We start from the raw sequence: 18,594 nt of genomic DNA, 5'->3' as shown, positions 1-18,594 counted from the left end.
CCGTCGGCAAGATCGGCAATTCATTCCGGACAATGTTGTTCCGTTGTCCGGGTGGTGAAACTAAGCTACCGTGCCGGAAGAAAGCAAGACAGTATTCTTCATCGCCGGATCGCGTTGCGCCGGTTGTCGGGACTCAGGAGAGGACCACCATGTCACGCGGAAAACTCTGGTCGGCGCGCGGGGCGGGTGCCCTCGTCGGCGCGGCGGTGCTGCTGGTGAGCCTGGTGCCGGCGACCCCCGCCGCCGCGAACTCCACCTTCCAGGCGGCGACCCTGAACATCCTCAACGAGCTGAACCAGGCCGACTTCGTCCACGACCTGGAACTGATCACCGCGAAGGCGGACCTGGTCGGGCTCAACGAGGTCGGCAACCGCAAGGCGTACCTGCAGAACTGGGCGGCGGACAACGGCTGGTGGCTGTACGCGCCCGAGCCGACGCAGGCGGCCAACGAGGCGCTGCTGGCCAAAAAGAGCGTGTTCGACGTGCTCGACAAGGGGTCGAACTTCGTGTGCGACACCAACGGGCCCGGCGAGGTGCCGCCGGCCCGCTACAACAACTGGGTCCGCTACCGGCACAAGGCGACCGGGCGCAGCGTCTACCACCTCAACGCGCACGCCAACGCGAGCATCGAGAACAACGGCCGGCCCGAGGACCTGCCCCGGACCGCCTGCGCCGAGCAGCAGTTCCAGGCCCTGAAGAACCTGGCGGCCGCCAAGAAGGACTCCGGCCAGGTCATCGTCAGCGGTGACCTGAACGTCGACTTCAGCGCCGACCGGGCGTACGGGTACCAGAAGTTCCCCTGGAAAGTGTTCGAGGCCAACGAGCTGCCGAACCTGCGGTCCTGCTACAACCTGTACGGCGAGAAGGGGAACGGGACGCACGGCAACCGGCACATCGACTACATCTACTTCTGGAAGCGCGTCGAGGAACACCGCGAGATGTGGATGACCGACTACAACATCGTCAGCGGCACCAACTCCGACCACAATGGCGTGGTGGCGGCGTTCACCATCTCGTCGTAGCCTCCGGCCCGGCGACCCCCGCCGGGTGCCCACCGGCGCACCGCCGTCGATTCCGACCGTCGACCATTGACACATCTCGTGGTCCACTCCATCGTCGGGGGAACCGTCCCCGCGTCGAAGGGTTCACCTGATGGTCGACACCACGCACACGTACGTCATCGTCGGAGCCGGGCCCGCCGGCCTGCAGCTGAGCTACTACCTTCAGCAGCAGGGTGCCGACTACCTGACGCTCGAGCGCGGCGCCGAGCCCGGTGGCTTCTTCCGGCGGTTCCCGCGCCACCGTCGGCTGATCTCGCTCAACAAGGTGCACACCGACAGCACCGACCCCGAGATCCGGTTGCGGTGGGACTGGAACTCGTTGCTCAACGACGACCCGGAGCTGCTGTTCCCGAAGTTCAGCCAGGAGTACCTGCCGGCGGCGGACGACCTGGTGAGCTATCTCGCCGAGTTCCAACGGGTCCACCAGCTCCGGGTCCGCTACGGCACCACGGTCGAGCAGATCAGCCGCGACGACGAGGGGTTCGTCGTGCGCACCGACCGGGGGGTCGTGCGGGCGCGCTGCCTGATCGTGGCGACCGGCTGGGGGCGGCCGTTCGTGCCGGACATCAAGGGCATCGAGTACGCCACCGGCTACGAGGAGATGGACGTCGACCCCGACCGGTACGCCGGCAAGCGGGTCCTGATCATCGGTAAGGGCAACTCCGCGTTCGAGACCGCCTCGGCGATCCTGGGCAAGGCGTCGATGGTGCACCTGGCCAGCCGGCAGCCGCTGCGGCTGGCCTGGAACACCAAGCACCCCGGTGACGTCCGGGGCCAGTACGGCGCGATCCTCGACAGCTACCAGTTCAAGACGCTGCACTCGGTGCTCGACTGCACCATCGACGAGATCCGGCCGGTCGACGGAAGGTTCCAGGTCGCCATCACCTACACCCACGCCCAGGGGGAGACCGCCGAGCTGGATTACCACGAGGTGCTGCGCTGCACCGGGTTCCGGATGGACACCTCCCTGTTCGACGCCTCCTGTGCCCCGGACATGGTGCGGGACGGTCGGATGCCCGGCCTGCGTCCTGACTGGCAGTCGAGCAACGTCGACGACCTGTACTTCGCCGGCACCATCGCGCAGGCGCGGGACGTGAAGCACGCCTCGTCGCCGTTCATCGACGGGTTCCGGTACAACCTGCGGACCTTCACCCGGCTGCTGCGCGAGCGCTACGACGACGTGCCGGTGCCGGTGGCCACCACGCCGGGGGAGCCGGCGTCGCTGACCAAGGTGATGCTCGACCGGGTCAACTGGAGTTCGGCGCTGTGGACCCAGTTCGAGTACCTCTGCGACGTGTTCGTCCGCGACGACGCCACCGGCGACTTCCGGCACTACGAGGACCTGCCGGAGGACTACGCCGTGCAGCGGTTCGCCGCCGCGTCGCACCTCTACACCCTCGCCCTGCGCTGGGGTCGCGACGACTACGGCGACGTCTTCGCCATCGACCGGCACCCCACGCCGGACCGGGCCCGGGAGAGCGCCTTCATCCACCCGGTGATTCGGCGGTACCGCCACGGGGAGCTGGTGGCCGAGCAGCACCTGTTGGAGGATCTGCTGGCCGAGTGGCGGCGGCCGGACCGGCACGTCGACCCGCTCGTCGAGTTCCTGACCGGGGACCTCACTGGCGGATCATGATCTCGTCGAGCGGCTTGCGGGCCAGGTCGGGGACCCGGGCGTCCGGGGCCGGGTACCCGACCGGCAGCACCAGGTTGGGGCGTTCCTCCGGCGGGCGCTCGCACACCTCGTTGAGGAACCGCATCGGGCTGGGCGTGTGGGTCAGGGTGACCAGGCCCGCGTGGTGCAACGCGGAGATCAGCAGGCCGACCGCGATGCCGACGGACTCCTTGACGTAGTACGGCTTGGGGCTGTGCGGCCCCTGGTGCACCTCGAACACGACGATGACGGCGGGTGCGGTCTCCAGGAACGGCTTCTCCCAGTCGGTGCCGAGCTGGGCGATCGCCCCCAGCCACTCCTGTGGCGCGCGGCGCTGGTAGAAGTCGCGTTCCTCGGCCTCGGCCGCCGCACGTAGCCGGCGCTTGCGGGCCGGGTCGGTCAGCACGACGAACCGCCACGGCTGCACGTTGGCCCCGCTGGGGGCGGTCGACGCGGCCCGGACCGCCGCCTCGATCACCCCCTCGGGTATCGGGTCGGGCGCGAAGTCGCGTACCGAACGGCGGCCGGCCATCCGGTCGGCGAACGCCTCCGCCGCGCGGAGCATGTCCGCCGCCGGCCGGCGTTCGTGTCGGATCGGGACGGTGGGTAGCAGGACCGTGTCGGCCATCTGTCGCCTCCCTGCGATAACCGACCCGCCGGGCACCACGCAGCAAGTTCCACAGTGGACGCCACGCCCGTGGGGCGGCTGCTCCCAGCATTTCCGAGGCGGGCCGGTTCGTCGTTACGCCACCGTGCTGTCTTGCCGATCGGGCACGTCCGGAGCGGTCGCGGCGACCAGGGCGGCGACCACGTCGGTGAGTCGCCCCCCGGCCGCCGCCGCCCGCTGCCGGGTCGCCCCGTCACCGTCGGCGGCCAGCCCGGCCAGCCACCGCCCGACCCGGGGACCGTCACCGGTTTCCGTCAACGCCGGCCGGGCCAGCTCGACCAGCTGCGCGGCGAGCACCCCGGCGGGCAGCAGCCGCCCGGTGCCCACCTCGACGCCGTGGCCACCCATCCCGTCCCGGGCGGCCCGCCAGTACGCCAGCCGCATCAGGTCCGGGTCGGTGCGGGGGCCCTCGTCGCCCCGGTCGACTGCCGCTCCGGCGACCATCGCCAGGGCCCGGACCAGGGCGGCGAACCCGGCGGACTCGGCGGCGGTGATCGGCATGTCGGCCACCCGGACCTCCAGGGTGGGGTGGCGTGCCGACAGCCGCATGTCCCAGAAGATCGTCCCGGAGTCGACCAACGCGCCCGCGTCGAGCAGCAGGTCGATGTGGGCGTCGTACTGCTGCGCGGAGGTCACATACGGCGGCGGGCCGGCCACCGGCCAGCGCTGCCAGGTCAGGCTGCGCCAGCTCGCATAGCCGGTGTCGCGCTCACGCCAGTAGGGCGAGTTGGCGGTCAACGCCAGCAACACCGGCAGGTGCGGGCGCAGGTGGTTGCCGACCAGCACCGCCCGGTCCCGGTCCGGCTGCTCCACGTGTACGTGCACCGCGCAGATCGCCAGGTCGTCGTGCAACCCCCGGTAGGTGGCGTTGCCCCGGTCCTGGCGTGGCCCCTGGGTGATCGGCGGCGGCACGGCCCGGCCGAGCACCGGGGAGCCGGTGGCGATCACCCGCAGCCCGGCCCGGCCCGCCGCCGCCTGCAACGCCGCCCGGGCCTCGACGAGTTGCGCCCCGATGTCCGCCACCGCGTGGCAGGGATCGGTGCGGGTCTCGATCTGCAGCTCGGTGATCTCGCCACCCACCCGACCGCCGAGCGCCGGGCGGGCCAGGTCGACCACCGTGGCGGCCTCCGGCCTGACCTCGCCCCGCTCGGCGTCGACGACGAGGAACTCCTCCTCGACGCCGAGCAGGGGAATGGTCGACCCCGACCACTGTGCCGTAGTCATGCGCGCGTCCGACCCCTCGCCGTCGGTCGCTCGCCGACAGGGAGCAGCCTACGGCCCGTTCGGCCACATCGTCATCAACGCGCCTCCACCGTGGACAACCGGTCGACCAGTCCGGCCAGCAGGGCGGTCCGCTCCGGCATCCGGTCGAGGTGGACGTACTCGTCGCGGGCGTGTGCCCCACCACCCACCGCACCCAGCCCGTCCAGCGTCGGCACCCCCAACGCGGCGGTGAAGTTGCCGTCCGACGCGCCCGCCGCGTGCGCCCCGCCCAGGGCCGACAGGCCCAGTCGACCGGCGACCGACTGGGCGACGGCCAGCAGCGGCCGGGCCAGCTCCGGGGGCATCGGATGGCGGCCGATGCGGCCCTCCACCGCCACCGTCGCCTCGGGCAGGAACGGCACCAACCCGTGGATGGCCCGGTCGACGCGTTCGAGTTCGGCACTGGTCCACGCCCGTACGTCGACCGCCAGGCTGGCCAGCTCCGGCACCGTGTTGGTGGTGGTGCCGGCCGCCAACAGCGTCGGGGTGACCGACGTGCCGGCGCTGTGCCCCGCGCCGAGGGCGCGCAGCGTGAGAATCTGGTGGGCGACCTCGACGGTGGCGTTCACCCCCCGCTGGGGCTCCACCCCGGCATGGGCGGCCCGGCCCCGCACGGTCACCCGGTACACCGAGCCCCCCTTGCGAGCCACCTTCACCTCCCCCTGCGGGGTGGCCGCCTCGCAGACCAGCACCGCGTCCGAGCGCCGCGCCTCGCGTTCGATCAACGGCCGGGACGTGCCGGAGCCGCTCTCCTCGTCGCAGGTGAGCAGCACCCCCACCCGGGAAGTGTCGGCCAGCAGGCCCAGTGCGGTGAACATCTGCACGATGCCGGCCTTCATGTCGCACACCCCGGGACCGGTGGCGACGTCCCCGCGTACGGTGAAGGGCCGGGTCCGGACGGTGCCGGCGGGGAAGACCGTGTCGAAGTGGCCGAGCAGCAGCACCCGTTGCCGGGCGGCCGGCCACAGCAGGTGCGGCAGCCCGTCCACGACGACCCGTTCGGCGGGCCGGCCGAGCACCTCCTCGCCCCAGCCCGCGAGCAGGTCGGCACAGGACTCCAGGCAGGGCAGGTCATCGGGGGGCGACTCGGCGGACACCAGGACGCGCAGCCGGTCCACCATCTCGGGGCGGAGTTTCGTCGCAGCGTCGAGCAGATCGCGCGGATGGTCCATCGAGCCCTCCAGCTTCGAAGACGGTGACGGGCCTGGCCAGGCGACCCATCCACCATCGCAGCGTCGCCCCCGCACGGTCATCCGTTGCCGTGCTCACCGTCCCCGGCGTCGGTCAGCCGCGCCAGCCGGCCGTACAGGTAGCGCTGGCGGGGGAGGTTCGTCGACAGCCGGGCCGCGTGCGCGTACGCCGCCCGGGCCTCGGCGAGGCTGCCGCAGCGTTCCAGCAGGTGGGCGCGGGCGGCGTGCCGGCGGGGGTCGTCGCCGATGCGGGGATCGGCGGCCAGCGCGTCGAGCAGGCGCAGCCCGTCGACGGGACCCCGGGCCATCGCCACCGCCACCGCATGGTTGAGCGCCACCACCGGGTTGTCCGAGATCCGCATCAGCACCTCGTAGAGGGCCACGATCTGCGCCCAGTCGGTCTCGTCGGCACCCGGTGCCTCGTCGTGCACCGCCGCGATCGCCGCCTGGAGCTGGTACGGCCCGACATCCCCACGCGGCAGCACCGCGCTGACCAGGGCCACCCCCTCGGCGATCTGGTCGCCCCGCCAGCGGCGGCGATCCTGCTGCGCCATCGGCACCAGCTCACCGTCCGGGCCGACCCGGGCCGGGCCCCGGGCGTCGGTGAGGAGCATCAACGCCAGCAGCCCGGTCACCTCCGGGTCGTCCGGGAGCAGCCGGTGCAGCAGCCGGGCCAGCCGGATCGCCTCGGTCGACAGGTCCACCCGGCGCAGGTGCGGGCCGGCGGTGCTCGCGTACCCCTCGTTGAAGACCAGGTAGAGCACCTGCCGGACGGCGTCGAGCCGGGCCGGGCGCTCGTCGGCGTCGGGCAGCGCGAACGGCAGCCCGCTGTCGCGGATGCGCTGCTTGGCGCGGGTGATCCGCCGGGTCATGGTGGCCTCGGGCACCAGGAACGCCCGCGCCACCTCGGCGGTGCTCAACCCACCGACGGCGCGCAGGGTCAAGGCGATCTGGGCGGCCGGCGGCAGCGCCGGATGACAGCACAGGAACAACAGGACCAGGCTGTCGTCGAACGGCTCCCGGTGGTCGGCCGCCGGGGCGATCCACCGCTGCGCCCGGCCCTCGTCGTCCTCCCGCCGACGCCGGGCCTGCCCGGCGCGCAGCAGGTCGGTCAGCCGCCGGGCGGCCACCGTGATCAGCCAACCCCGGGGGTGCTCCGGCAGCCCCTCGACCGGCCAGCGGGTCGCGGCGGCCAGCAGCGCCTCCTGGACGGCGTCCTCGGCGGTGTCGAAGTGGCCGTACCGGCGGACGACCGCGCCGAGGACCTGCGGCGCGAGCACGCGCAGCAGGTCCTCGACGGTGGACGGGCCCACGGGAACGGGTCAGCCGTCCAGGTCGTCGATGCCGTCGGCGACCGGCCGCACGTCGACGTACCCGCCCTCGGCGTCCGGGTCGACGAACCGGGCGGCGATCTCGGTCGCCCGGTCGAAGCTGACACAGTCGACGACGGTGAACCCGGCCAGCACCTCCTGCGTCTCCGGGTACGGCCCGTCGGTGACCACGGGCGTGCCCTGCCGCAGCCGCACCCGGCGGGCGTGCACCGGCGCGGTCAACCCCTGCCCGTCGACCAGCTCACCGGATTCGGCCAGCTCCTGGTGCACCGCCGCCATGTGGGCGTGCATCGCGGCGACCTGCTCCGGCGTCATCGGCGGCTGCGCGCCGGGCCGGCCGGCCATCGCGTCGTAGTCGCGCTGCGAGCCGTACAACATGATCATGTATTTCATGTTCTCTCCTCTCGGCCGGCCGTGGCCCGGCCGGACACCGGAGACGTCGGTGCCGCGGGGCCGATCCGGACACCGGTCCCGAGGCTAACCGCCCACCGGGCGGGGGACGCCCGGATGGCGACGGGTTACCTATCGTGGTGCTATGACGACGATGTGGGTCGCGCTCGGGGCGGCGGCGCTGGTGACGGTCGGCTCGGTCGGCTGGGTCGCATGGCGCGACCGGGCCCGCACCGCCGGGGCCGAGGACCGGGCCGCCAGGCTGGACGCCCAGGCCAGACAGCACCGGTACGAGGCGGAGCGACACTTCACCCAGGCCGACACGATCCACCGGGGCCAGGAGCACCACTGACCGTCCCGGCCGGGTCGGTCCGGGCCCCCCATGGTCAACGGGACGTCGGCCGGGCATGATCGTTCCACGGTCGGGGTACCACCGGCCGTAGGACCGGGACGCCTTGGGAGGCACACGGTGACGGCAGGCTCGCGACGCCGCTCGCACGGACCACTGGTCGCCGCGTTGACGGCGCTGGTGGTGGCGGTCGGCTGTGCTGCCGGCGGGGTGGGGGAGAACGCCCCGCAGGCACCCCGGGAACCGGCCCCACGACAGTCGTCGCGCCCGGCGGCACCGGCCTCTCCCGAGGCGGAGACCACCCGCGCCGACGGCACCACCAGCGTGGCCGAGTTCAAGAGCGACATCGACGACGCCGTCGCCATCGCCGAACGCTACTGGGCCGCCCAGTTCCGGACCTCCGGGCAGCAGTTCCGGCCGATCCGCCGGATCCTGCCCTACCAGCGGGAGGGTGAGATCTCCTGCGGCGGCCAGGCGCTGCCCCGCAACAACGCGGTCTACTGCTCCCAGGGCGACTTCATCGCCTACGACGTCAACTGGTCGGTGGCGGCGTTCCGGCAGGTCGGCGACGCGTTCGTGTTCTACCTGCTGGGCCACGAGTACGCCCACGGCATCCAGATCCGGCTCGGCATCCGCGCCAACTTCACCATCCAACAGGAGCTGCAGGCCGACTGCATGGCCGGGGCGTACCTCGGCGACTCGGTACGCGACGGCACCCTCAAGCTCGACGCCGGCGACCTGGACGAGTTCCGTGAGGGGCTGCTCGCCGTCGGCGACGACCCCGACCAGCCGTGGTTCGCCGAGGGGTCGCACGGCACCGCCGAACAGCGCACCGACTGGTTCTTCCGCGGCTACGAACGGTCCCTGGACGCCTGCAACCTCGGCTGAGGACCACGTCACGTCCGGGTGGTACGGCGGCACGCGTCCCGGGCCGGGCTGGCAGGATCGCCCGGAGACCACCCGCGACCGCCAGGAGGATTCCGCTGAGCAGCCCACACCCCGCCGCCGTGCTCTTCGACATGGACGGCACCCTGGTCGACAGCGAAAAGCTCTGGGACGTCGCCCTGCACGAGTTGGCCGCCGTCTACGGCGGCACGCTGACCGGCCCGGCCCGTCGGGCGATGATCGGCACCGCGATGGCCGCGTCGATGCGCATCCTCCACGACGACCTCGGTCAACCCGAGCGGGACCCCCGGGCCAGCGCCGAGTGGATCAACGCGCGGATCCTGGAACTGTTCCGCACCGGGCTGCGTTGGCGGCCGGGCGCGTTGACCCTGCTGCGGGCGGTCCGCGCCGCCGGCATCCCCACCGCCCTGGTCACCTCCAGCGGCCGGCCCCTGGTCGAGGTCGCCCTGGACACCCTCGGCCGGGACAGCTTCGACGCCGTGGTCTGCGGCGACGAGGTCGACTCGGCCAAGCCGCACCCCGAGCCGTACCTGACCGCTGCCCGGCTGCTCGACGTGCCGATCGGCCGGTGCGTGGCGATCGAGGACTCGCCGACCGGGGTGGCCAGCGCGCTCGCCGCCGGCGCGGCGGTGCTGGCCGTACCGGCGGAGGTGCCGGTGCCGCCGACCGACGGCGTACACCAGGTGGAGAGCCTCACCGCCGCTGATCTGGAGCTGCTGGCGGCGCTGCTCGGCGAGCCACCCGGCTGAGCCGCCGTCACCCACGGGGTCGGCCGGCCCGGCCGTGACCGGCGGGGCCGGTGGCGCGGGCCGGTCACGACGAAGGGGTCCCGCCGACCGGCGGAACCCCTTCGCGGCGGACGGGATCAGTCGTGCGCGATCGCGCCCAGCACGTTGATCCGGGCCGCCCGCACCGCCGGCAGCACCGCCGCCACCACGCCGATAATCGCCGCCAGCAGCAGGAACAGCCCCATCTGACCCCACGGCAGGATCAGGTCGGTGATGCCGTCGTCCTTGAGCGCCCGGACCACCGCGGCACCGAGACCGACGCCGACCACGATCCCGAGCAGCGCCCCGAAGACCGAGATCACCACCGCCTCCACGGTGATCATCCGCATGGTCTGCGCCCGGCGCAGCCCGATCGCCCGCAGCAGACCCAACTCGCGGGTCCGCTCCAGCACCGACAGGGCCAGGGTGTTCACGATGCCGAGCACCGCGATCACGATTGCCAGCGCCAACAGGATCTGGATCATCGTGAGCAGGCTGTCCAGCGAGCCGGTCTGCTGCTCGATGAACGCGTCCCGGTCGGCCACCGACACCTCGGGGCTGTCCACGAGTAGCGCCTCCACCTGCGGCTGCACGTCCGCCACCCGGGTGCCCGGGGCCAGCTGGATGAACCCCTGGTTGGGCTTCGGGACGGCGAAGTCCTTCACCGCCTGCGGCGGCAACTGCACCGGGCTGGTCAGCTCGGAACTCTCGTAGATGCCGCTGACCGTGTAGGTGCGCGGCTCACCCCGGGAGGCCTGCACCGTCACCGTCGAACCGACCGAGATGTTGCGGGACCTGGCGGCGTCGGAGCTGAACAGCATCTGGTCCGGGCCGAGCCGGCTGATGTCACCGGCGGTCGTCTTGGCCCCGAAGATCCGCTGCAACGCCGTCACGTCGCTGGACGCGGCCAGCCAGGTGACCTTCCCGTCGACCATGCCCATGTCGCCGTACTCGCCGTCGGCCATCTGCACACCGGGCAGCGCCGCCACCTTCGTCAGCACCGCCGGGTCGAAGCTCGCCGGCCGTGGACCGGTCGTCGACCCCGAGATCACCAGCTCGGCCTTGATGGTGTCCTGGGCCAACGCGCCGATGCTGCCCTTCGCCGAGTCCAGGATCACCGTCACCCCGGTCACCAGGGCGATGCCGACCATCAGCGCCGCCGCCGTGATCGCCGTCCGGCGCGGGTTGCGGCCGGAGTTGAGTCGACCCAGCTTGCCCGGCACCGACCAGGCGAAGATCGCCCCCAGCAGGGAGACCACCGGGCGGCTGATCAACGGAGTCAGCAGCGCCACCCCGATGAAGGCGAACAGCACCCCACCCAGGATGACCGCCAGCGTGTTGTCCCCGGCGTTGCCGCTGAGCCCGAGGAACAGCAGCACCGCGCCGATCCCGGTGATCACCCCACCGGTCACGGTGATCCGGGTCAGCGGCCGGTCCGGGTTGGCCACGTCCTGCATCGCCGCGATCGGCGGGATGCGCGACGCCCGCAGCGCCGGCAGCAGCGCCGCCACCACCGTGATCACCAGACCCACCGCGAAGGAGCCGATCACCGCCGAGGCCGGCACCCCGATGCCGGCCAGCGTCAGCCCTCCGGCCAGGTTGCCGAAGACGTACGCCAGCAGCGCGCCGATGCCGATGCCGGCGCCCAGCCCCAGCACCGAGGCGATCAGGCCGATCGCCACCGCCTCCAGCACCACCGAACCGATGATCTGCCGGCCGCTGGCCCCGATCGCCCGCATCAACGCCAGCTCCCGGGTCCGCTGCGCCACGATGATCGAGAAGGTGTTCAGGATGAGGAACGTGCCCACCAGCAGCGCGACGGCCGCGAAACCGAGCAGGATCTTGTTGAAGAAGGACAGCCCCTCCTTCAGGCTCGCCGAGGCGTCCGCCGACAACTGCGCGCCGGTCTTGACCTCGAAGCCGTCGCCGAGCGTCCGGGCCACGTCGTCGCGCAACGCCGAGTCGCTGACCCCGTCGGCCGCCCGGACCGTGACGTTGGTGAAGACGTCCCACTCACCCAACAGCAACCGCTGCGCCACCGGTGTGGTGAAGGCGACCTCGTTGACCCCGCCGATCGAATCCCGGTCACCGCTGTACCCGAAGATCCCCACCAGGGTGAAGGTCTGCTTCGGCGACAGCGGGGTCAGCACCCCGACCCGGTCGCCGACCTTCACCTTGCCCGCCTGCGCCAGCGCCGCGTTGACGACGATCTCGTCGTCCGCCCGGGGCTCGTGCCCCTCGCGCAGCTTCACCAGGTCGCTCTCGCCCTGCCAGTTCGACCCGAGCTGCGGCGGCCCGAACGAGGTGACCACCTTGCCGTTGCTGCCGATCAGCTGGGCCCCGTCGGTGGCGACCACGCCGGTGGCCTCGGCGACCCCGGCGACCGCGCCGATGCGCTGCACCGTCGCCGCCGGCACCGTGGTCGGCACCTGCTCACCCTGCATCTCGCTGAGCGCCACCTTGGGCTTGCCGGCGACGTTGACGTCGATGCCCTCGTACGCGTCGGCGAAGACCGCGTCGAACGACCGCCCCAGGGTGTCGGTGAGCACGAACGCCCCCGAGACGAACATGACGCCCAGCACCACGGCCAGGCCGGACAACAGCAGGCGCACCTTGCGCGCCAGCAGACTCTTGAGGGTGGCCCGCAACATCAGCCGGCCACCTCGACCGGGGTGTCCAGCTTCTTCATGGTGTCCAGGACCGTGTCGGCGGTCGGCTCGATCAGCTCCGAGACGATCTGCCCGTCGGCCAGGAAGACCACCCGGTCGGCGTACGCGGCGGCGGTCGGGTCGTGGGTGACCATCACGATGGTCTGCCCGTGCTCACGTACCGAGTTGCGCAGGAAGTTGAGCACCTCCGCGCCGGAGCGGGAGTCCAGGTTGCCGGTGGGCTCGTCGGCGAAGATCACCTCGGGGCGGGCGACCAGCGCCCGGGCGCAGGCGACCCGCTGCTGCTGACCCCCGGAGAGCTGCGACGGCCGGTGCCCCAGCCGGTCCCGCAGGCCGACGGTGTCGATGACCGTGTCGTACCAGGCCGGGTCGGGCTTGCGGCCGGCGATCGACATCGGCAGCAGGATGTTCTCCTGGGCGGTGAGCGTGGGCAGCAGGTTGAACTGCTGGAAGATGAAGCCCACCTTGTCCCGGCGCAGCTTCGTCAGGCCAGAGTCACCCAGCCCGGTCACCGTCGTGTCGCCGATCTGCACGGTGCCCTTGCTCACCGAGTCCAACCCGGCCAGGCAGTGCATCAACGTCGACTTGCCGGAGCCCGACGGGCCCATGATCGCGGTGAACCTGCCCCGCTCGAACTCGGCGCTGACCCCGCGGAGCGCGGCGACCTGCGCCTCGCCGGTGCCGTACACCTTCCACACGTCGTTCGCCCGGGCCGCGGCCTGCGAATGCCGGCCTACCGTCGCGGTCACGTCATCTACCTCTTCCGTCTGGCTGTGTGTGCCCCCACCGCCCCCGCTGGTCGGTGGGGTCGATCCCATCCTCGGTGCCGGTCGGTGGAGATCCGTCCGACCACGGGGTGACCCGAGGCGGATTTCCCGCTGCGGGTCGGCCCGGAGCCCGACTCAGGGTTGCCCCTGAGGCGACGACCGGTCACTGTTCGTCGCGCCGCCTGCGGCGGTGCCGACGCCGACGCTAAAACCTGACGCCGTGTCATGGTCAACCGCGCCGCGCCGTCTTTCGTCACGGTAGGTGAGCGGGGCAACGCTGCCGTCCGCCCACCGGCCTCACTGCGGGTACGCCCCGAGGCGGACCCGCCACCACCCGGCTACGCCTTGGGGCGGACCAGCCCCGACTCGTACGCCAGCACCACCGCCTGCACCCGGTCGCGCAGCCGTAGCTTGGTCAGCACGTGCCCGACGTGGGTCTTGATGGTCGTCTCGCTGACCGACAACGCGGCGGCGATCTCCGCATTGGACAGCCCCCGGGCCACCTGGACGAGCACCTCGCGTTCCCGCTCGGTCAACGTGCCCAACGCCTTCGGTGGGCTCGCCGCCGGGTCCGGCAGCACGGTGGCGAACCGGTCCAGCAGCCGCTTGAGGATGCGCGGCGCCACCACCGCCTCCCCGGCGGCCACCGTCCGGATGGCGGTGACCAGGTCGTCGGCCGGCACGTCCTTGGCCAGGAACCCGCTCGCCCCGGCCCGCAACGCCCCCACCACGTACTCGTCGAGGTCGAAGGTGGTGAGGATGAGCACCCGCACCGGCAACCGGGCGTCCACGATCGCCCGGGTCGCGGCCACCCCGTCCATCCGGGGCATCCGGATGTCCATCAGCACCACGTCGGGCAGCAGCCGGCGGGACAACTCCACCGCCTCCTGACCGTCCCCGGCCTCGGCCACGATGTCCAGGTCGTCCTCGGTGCCCAACACCATCCGGAACCCGGTACGCAGCAACGGCTGGTCGTCGGCGAGCAGGATGCGCACCGGCCGCCCCGGCGCGCGGGCAGGCCCCCGCACCTCGTCCGGCACGACGGAAGGGGGGCTGCCGTACGTCTCGCCCATCTGTTCTCCCCGTTCTGCCGCCGTCACGTCGGGACCGCCCCGACCGGTTCCACCGGGATCCGGGCGTACACCCGGAAGCCGCCACCGGGACGTGGCCCGGTGTGCAGGATCCCACCGTAGAGGCCGACCCGTTCCCGCATACCGACCAACCCGTGCCCGATCCGGTCGGGTTCCGGCCCGGGACCCCGCCCGGTGTCGGTGACCACCACCGTCAGGCAGCCGTCCGTCACCCCCAGCCGGACCGTCGCGGTGGCCCGGCCGGCGTGCTTGAGCGCATTGGTCAACGCCTCCTGCACGATCCGGTAGACGGTCAGCGAGATCCCCTCCTCGACCGTCGGCACCGGGTCCGCGACCTCCAGGGTGACCGGCAGCCCCGCCTCGCGTACCTGCTCGGCCAGCGCGGCGATGCCGGCCAGGCCGGGCTGCGGGGTGAGGTCGGCGGCCGGCTCGGCGTCGGTACGCAGCACGTCCAGCAACCGCCGCATCTCCCGCAGCGTGACCCGACTGGTGTCCTCGATCGTGGCGATCGCCTCGTCGGCGGCGGCGAGGTCCCGCCGCAGCACCCGCCGGGCCCCGGTGGCCAGCACCCCCATCACACTGACGTGGTGGGCGACCACGTCGTGCAGCTCCCGGGCGATCCGTCGCCGCTCGTCGGCCACCGCCTGCTCGGCCAGCGACCGTTGGTTCGCCTCGGCCACCCGGGCCCGTTCCCGCAGCGCCCGCAGCGAGGTGCGCCGGGCCCGCACCGCCCGCCCCACCGCGTAGGCGAGCAGCGCGGTGAGCAGGTTGTTGAGCACCAGGTACGCCGGGCCGACGTCGAGCCCGGTGTCCAGTGGGGTGAGCACGTTGAGCGCCGCCACCGGCACCCACAGCAGCACCGTGGCGGCGACCGCCGGGAGCGCCGGCCGGTTGACCGTCATCGTGTAGGTCAGCACCAGGAACGTCAGGCTCTGCGTGGTCGGGGCGTGCCCGAGCACCGCCGGCACGGCCAGGGTGGCCAACGCGGCCCCCACCGCAGGCCACGGGGCGACCCGCCGCAGCGCCACCGGAGCGGCGCACAGCAGGCTCCAGGCCAGCGCGGACGGCAGCTGCCGAGGCCAGAACTCGCGGGGGGTGATCAGGATGAAGGCGACCTCCAGCACTACCAGCGCGACGGCGAAGAGAGCGTCACCGGCCAACGGCCGGCGCACCCACCAGCGCTCGCCCCCCTCGGTCATACCGTGACGCTAGCCGCCCGGCGGGCCGTCCGGTCGTCGCCGACGGTGAACCTCGTCTCCTCCTCGCGGATGAGCCGGTCTCCGACCCGCCGACCGTTTACTCGTCGGCGCCCGGGGTGGCCGGTCGGGACCGGGCGTCGCGCAACGGGTCGGCCGCCCCGGCCCGCTGCGGGAACGGCGGCGGGGTGCCGCCGAAGGTCGGGCAGTGCGCCTGGTGGTTGCACCAGTCGCAGAGCCGACTCGGTCGGGGCCGGAAATCCTGCCGCACGGTGGCCTGCTCGATGGCCTGCCAGAGCGCCACCACGGTGCGCTCGAACCGCAGCAGCTCCTCAGCGTCGGGGGAGTAGTCGCAGACCTCGGCGTCCTTGAGGTAGAGCAGGCGCAGCACGCGGGGCACCACGCCCCGGGTGCGCCACAGCACCAACGCGTAGAACTTCAGCTGGAACAGCGCCCGTGCCTCGAACGCCTCCCTCGGCGCACCGCCGGTCTTGTAGTCGACGACCCGCAGCGCCCCGTCGGGGGCCACGTCGAGCCGGTCGACGTAACCACGGATGAGCAGCTCGTCGTCGACCACCGCGGAGATCAGGCGCTCCCGCTCGGCGGGCTCCAACCGGCGCGGATCCTCCACCGCGAAGTAACCCGCCAACAGCGCCGTCGCCGAGCGGAGGAACTCGGCCGTGCCCGCGTCGTCGCCCGGGTCGAACAGGCCGGCCAGCTCGGGCTGCTCGGTGACCAGCCGGTCCCACTGCGGGACGACCAGGTCACCGGCGGCGTCGGGGGTGCGCCCGCCCGCCGGCAGGTCGAACAACCGCTCCAGCACCGCGTGCACCAGGGTGCCCCGGGCCTGCTCGACGCTGGGTCGCTCGGGCAACCGGTCGATGCTGCGGAACCGGTAGAGCAGCGGGCAGGTCTTGAAGTCGGCGGCCCGTGACGGCGACAGTGAAGCCCGGACCGTGGCGGGCAACGCCGCCGGAGGATGCTGCTGGTCGGTCACCGGTTCCGCCGTCATGCCCCGAAGGTTAGGGCACCGGTGTGACACCACCGCGCTCGCCGCACCGGGCATGATCGAGTCGGCGCGTAGCATCGGGGCGGTGGAGTCCCGTCCCCGCGCACCGCGCCGGCCCCGCCGGGGTGCCGGCCTGACCGTCGGCCGGGTGTTCGGGGTGCCGCTGCACCTCAACCTGTCGATGCTGCTGCTCACCCTGCTGGTGACCGTCACCTATGCCGAGTTCGCCCGGGACCGCCTCGGCCTGTCCCCGCTCGGCGGCTACCTGATCGGTCTCGGCTTCGTGGTGTCGCTGCTCGGTTCCGTCCTGCTGCACGAGCTGGGGCACGCGCTGACCGCCCGCCGCTACGGCATCGGTGTGCGCGGGATCACCCTGGAACTGCTCGGCGGCTACACCGAGATGGACCGGGACGCCCCCAACCCCCGGGTGGAGCTGCTGGTCGCCCTGGCCGGCCCGGCCGTCTCGGCGCTGCTCGGCGGGATCGCCGTGGCCGCCACGCTGGCCGCCCCCGACCACACCCTGGCCCACCAGCTCGCGCTGCAACTGGCGCTGAGCAACGTCATCGTGGCCGTGTTCAACGTGCTGCCCGGCCTGCCCCTGGACGGCGGCCGGGCGCTGCGCGCCGTGCTGTGGCGGCTCACCCGGGACCGGCACCGGGCCACCGAGATCGCCGGCTGGGTCGGGCGGGCCGTCGCGGTGGCCACCGCCGGGCTGGTCGTGCTGCTCACCGTCCAGCGGATCCTGGTGCCGCTGGCGTTGCCGCTGATGCTGCTGGTCGCGATCACCCTCTGGCGGGGCGCCGGCCAGTCGATCCGGTACGCCCGGATCAGCCGCCGGGTGCCGCTGCTCGACCTGGGCCGGCTGGCCCGCCCGGTCCATGCCGTACCCACCGGCACGCCACTGGCCGAGGCGCAGCGTCGGCACGCCGAGCAGGGCCCGCCCCGGTCCGCCCTCCTGATCGTCGACGGCGCGGGCCGGCCCGTCGCCCTGGTCGACCCGGCGGCGGCGGACGCCGTACCGGTGGACCGTCGGCCCTGGTTGGGGGTGGACGCGGTGGCCCGGCCGCTGACCGCGCTGCCGACCCTGCCGCTCGGTCTCGACGGCGAGCGGCTGATGGCGGCCGTCCAGGCCCACCCGGGCGCACGGTACGTGGTGACGGCAGGCGAAGATGTGGTCGGCGTTCTGCACACCGCGGATCTCGCCCAGGTCCTCGAACCCACACGGAAGATGAACAGGTGACCGCAGCACATCCCCCCACCCTCCCGGCCCGCAACGGCACACCGACGCCCACCGCCCCAGCGGAGCTGCCCCCGGTGCACCGGGGACCGTTCCGCCCCGGTGACCGGGTGCAGCTGACCGACCCCAAGGGGAGGATGCACACCGTCACCCTGGAGCCCGGCAAGGAGTTCCACACCCACCGGGGCATCCTGGCGCACGACGCGTTGATCGGGCAGCCCGACGGCAGCGTGGTCAGCACCGCCGGCGGCGGGACGGCGTTCCTGGCGCTGCGTCCCCTGCTGTCGGACTACGTGCTGTCCATGCCGCGCGGCGCCCAGGTGATCTACCCGAAGGACTCGGCACAGATCGTCGCCATGGGCGACGTCTTCCCCGGTGCCAAGGTGCTGGAGGCCGGCGCCGGTTCCGGGGCGCTGAGCTGCTCGCTGCTGCGCGCCGTCGGCACCGGCGGCGAGCTGCACTCCTACGAGGTGCGCGACGACTTCGCCCAGATCGCCCGGCGCAACGTGGAGGCGTTCTTCGGTGCGCCGCACCCGGCCTGGCGGTTGCACGTCGGCGACGTCGCCGACTGCCCGGAGACCGGGTTCGACCGGATCATCCTGGACATGCTCACCCCGTGGGAGACCCTGGACATGGTCGAGCGGGCGCTGCTGCCCGGCGGCGTGTTCATCGGCTACGTGGCGACCACCCCGCAGCTGTCCGAGCTGGTCGAGGCGCTGCGCGAGCGGGGCGGCTGGACCGAGCCGCGGGCCTGGGAGTCGCTGGTGCGCGACTGGCACGCCGAAGGGCTCGCCGTCCGCCCCGACCACCGGATGATCGCGCACACCGCGTTCCTGGTCTCCGCGCGTAAACTCGCTCCGGGTGTCACCGCCCCGCCGCGTCGCCGCAAGCCCAGCAAGGGCGCGGAGGCGTACGCCGAGCGTAAGCAGGCGCTGCGCGAGGCGGCGGCGGCCCGGGAGGCGGCGGCGCAGGCCACCGCAGCCGCGTCGGCCGCCTGCGCCGACGAGGTGGACCGGCCGTGACGGCGGAGCGGAGCAGCTGGGCGTG

General features: G+C 72.7%; 17 protein-coding genes. 7 read left to right on the top strand and 10 right to left on the bottom strand.

Features of this window, described 5'->3' with window-relative positions; genetic code table 11:
- The first annotated feature begins 149 nt into the window (after window positions 1–149).
- Complete coding sequence (locus JQN83_RS06800; protein ID WP_208566174.1) at window positions 150–1,022, top strand: endonuclease/exonuclease/phosphatase family protein; 873 nt, start codon at window positions 150–152, stop codon at window positions 1,020–1,022.
- A 130-nt stretch (window positions 1,023–1,152) separates the two neighbouring features.
- Window positions 1,153–2,697, top strand: a complete 1,545-nt coding sequence (locus JQN83_RS06795) for an NAD(P)-binding domain-containing protein (protein ID WP_208566173.1) — start codon at window positions 1,153–1,155, stop codon at window positions 2,695–2,697.
- Here JQN83_RS06795 and JQN83_RS06790 read toward each other — a convergent pair.
- From JQN83_RS06790 to JQN83_RS06770, 5 genes are all read right to left on the bottom strand, one after another.
- A complete protein-coding gene (locus JQN83_RS06790) occupies window positions 2,681–3,343 on the bottom strand; it encodes a nitroreductase family protein (protein ID WP_208566172.1) in 663 nt (220 codons plus the stop codon). The genes JQN83_RS06795 and JQN83_RS06790 overlap by 17 nt on opposite strands.
- Before the next feature lie 114 nt (window positions 3,344–3,457).
- On the bottom strand, window positions 3,458–4,606 hold the full coding sequence (locus JQN83_RS06785; RefSeq protein WP_208566171.1) for a carboxylate-amine ligase: 1,149 nt from the start codon (window positions 4,604–4,606) through the stop codon (window positions 3,458–3,460).
- Window positions 4,607–4,680: 74 nt separating this feature from the next.
- Window positions 4,681–5,817: a M20 family metallopeptidase gene (locus JQN83_RS06780; RefSeq protein ID WP_208566170.1), complete on the bottom strand. Its 1,137-nt coding sequence runs from the start codon at window positions 5,815–5,817 to the stop codon at window positions 4,681–4,683.
- A gap of 77 nt (window positions 5,818–5,894) precedes the next feature.
- Window positions 5,895–7,148 (bottom strand): RNA polymerase sigma factor, encoded by a 1,254-nt coding sequence (locus JQN83_RS06775; RefSeq protein ID WP_208566169.1) that lies wholly within the window; start codon window positions 7,146–7,148, stop codon window positions 5,895–5,897.
- Window positions 7,149–7,157: 9 nt separating this feature from the next.
- On the bottom strand, window positions 7,158–7,559 hold the full coding sequence (locus JQN83_RS06770; protein ID WP_208566168.1) for a YciI family protein: 402 nt from the start codon (window positions 7,557–7,559) through the stop codon (window positions 7,158–7,160).
- A gap of 142 nt (window positions 7,560–7,701) precedes the next feature.
- Between JQN83_RS06770 and JQN83_RS06765 the strand changes: the two genes are divergently transcribed.
- From JQN83_RS06765 to JQN83_RS06755, 3 genes are all read left to right on the top strand, one after another.
- Complete coding sequence (locus tag JQN83_RS06765; protein ID WP_208566167.1) at window positions 7,702–7,908, top strand: hypothetical protein; 207 nt, start codon at window positions 7,702–7,704, stop codon at window positions 7,906–7,908.
- A 117-nt stretch (window positions 7,909–8,025) separates the two neighbouring features.
- Window positions 8,026–8,793 (top strand): neutral zinc metallopeptidase, encoded by a 768-nt coding sequence (locus JQN83_RS06760; RefSeq protein ID WP_307799064.1) that lies wholly within the window; start codon window positions 8,026–8,028, stop codon window positions 8,791–8,793.
- A 119-nt stretch (window positions 8,794–8,912) separates the two neighbouring features.
- Window positions 8,913–9,560 (top strand): HAD family hydrolase, encoded by a 648-nt coding sequence (locus JQN83_RS06755; RefSeq protein WP_208566165.1) that lies wholly within the window; start codon window positions 8,913–8,915, stop codon window positions 9,558–9,560.
- 116 nt (window positions 9,561–9,676) lie between these two features.
- Here JQN83_RS06755 and JQN83_RS06750 read toward each other — a convergent pair whose 3' ends face one another.
- The 5 genes from JQN83_RS06750 to JQN83_RS06730 form a co-directional block, all read right to left on the bottom strand.
- A complete protein-coding gene (locus tag JQN83_RS06750) occupies window positions 9,677–12,229 on the bottom strand; it encodes an ABC transporter permease (protein ID WP_208566164.1) in 2,553 nt (850 codons plus the stop codon).
- Window positions 12,229–12,996: an ABC transporter ATP-binding protein gene (locus JQN83_RS06745; protein WP_091239666.1), complete on the bottom strand. Its 768-nt coding sequence runs from the start codon at window positions 12,994–12,996 to the stop codon at window positions 12,229–12,231. The genes JQN83_RS06750 and JQN83_RS06745 overlap by 1 nt, the downstream gene beginning before the upstream one ends.
- A 356-nt stretch (window positions 12,997–13,352) precedes the next feature.
- Window positions 13,353–14,087 carry a response regulator gene (locus JQN83_RS06740; protein WP_279632669.1) on the bottom strand — a complete coding sequence of 245 codons (735 nt, stop codon included), beginning with the start codon at window positions 14,085–14,087 and terminating at the stop codon, window positions 13,353–13,355.
- 23 nt (window positions 14,088–14,110) lie between these two features.
- Window positions 14,111–15,304, bottom strand: a complete 1,194-nt coding sequence (locus JQN83_RS06735; protein WP_208566163.1) for a sensor histidine kinase — start codon at window positions 15,302–15,304, stop codon at window positions 14,111–14,113.
- A 97-nt stretch (window positions 15,305–15,401) separates the two neighbouring features.
- Window positions 15,402–16,313, bottom strand: a complete 912-nt coding sequence (locus tag JQN83_RS06730; protein ID WP_208566162.1) for a RecB family exonuclease — start codon at window positions 16,311–16,313, stop codon at window positions 15,402–15,404.
- A gap of 82 nt (window positions 16,314–16,395) precedes the next feature.
- Between JQN83_RS06730 and JQN83_RS06725 the strand changes: the two genes are divergently transcribed.
- A complete protein-coding gene (locus JQN83_RS06725) occupies window positions 16,396–17,550 on the top strand; it encodes a site-2 protease family protein (RefSeq protein WP_307799061.1) in 1,155 nt (384 codons plus the stop codon).
- A gap of 65 nt (window positions 17,551–17,615) precedes the next feature.
- Window positions 17,616–18,569: a tRNA (adenine-N1)-methyltransferase gene (locus tag JQN83_RS06720; protein WP_208566475.1), complete on the top strand. Its 954-nt coding sequence runs from the start codon at window positions 17,616–17,618 to the stop codon at window positions 18,567–18,569.
- Window positions 18,570–18,594: the final 25 nt, after the last annotated feature.

This window comes from Micromonospora antibiotica, from assembly GCF_017599305.1.
GTDB classification, from domain to species: Bacteria; Actinomycetota; Actinomycetes; order Mycobacteriales; family Micromonosporaceae; genus Micromonospora; species Micromonospora antibiotica.
The sequence above is the reverse complement of the archived record's forward strand: the minus strand, read 5'-3'. Positions and strand labels throughout refer to the sequence as shown.

Bases quoted from the DNA above. Each gene is read 5' to 3' on its own strand.
- JQN83_RS06800 (WP_208566174.1), top strand. From the start codon at position 150: ATGTCACGCGGAAAACTCTGGTCGGCGCGCGGGGCGGGTGCCCTCGTC.
- JQN83_RS06795 (WP_208566173.1), top strand. From the start codon at position 1,153: ATGGTCGACACCACGCACACGTACGTCATCGTCGGAGCCGGGCCCGCC.
- JQN83_RS06790 (WP_208566172.1), bottom strand. From the start codon at position 3,343: ATGGCCGACACGGTCCTGCTACCCACCGTCCCGATCCGACACGAACGC.
- JQN83_RS06785 (WP_208566171.1), bottom strand. From the start codon at position 4,606: ATGACTACGGCACAGTGGTCGGGGTCGACCATTCCCCTGCTCGGCGTC.
- JQN83_RS06780 (WP_208566170.1), bottom strand. From the start codon at position 5,817: ATGGACCATCCGCGCGATCTGCTCGACGCTGCGACGAAACTCCGCCCC.
- JQN83_RS06770 (WP_208566168.1), bottom strand. From the start codon at position 7,559: ATGAAATACATGATCATGTTGTACGGCTCGCAGCGCGACTACGACGCG.
- JQN83_RS06765 (WP_208566167.1), top strand. From the start codon at position 7,702: ATGACGACGATGTGGGTCGCGCTCGGGGCGGCGGCGCTGGTGACGGTC.
- JQN83_RS06750 (WP_208566164.1), bottom strand. From the start codon at position 12,229: ATGTTGCGGGCCACCCTCAAGAGTCTGCTGGCGCGCAAGGTGCGCCTG.
- JQN83_RS06740 (WP_279632669.1), bottom strand. From the start codon at position 14,087: ATGGGCGAGACGTACGGCAGCCCCCCTTCCGTCGTGCCGGACGAGGTG.
- JQN83_RS06735 (WP_208566163.1), bottom strand. From the start codon at position 15,304: ATGACCGAGGGGGGCGAGCGCTGGTGGGTGCGCCGGCCGTTGGCCGGT.
- JQN83_RS06730 (WP_208566162.1), bottom strand. From the start codon at position 16,313: ATGACGGCGGAACCGGTGACCGACCAGCAGCATCCTCCGGCGGCGTTG.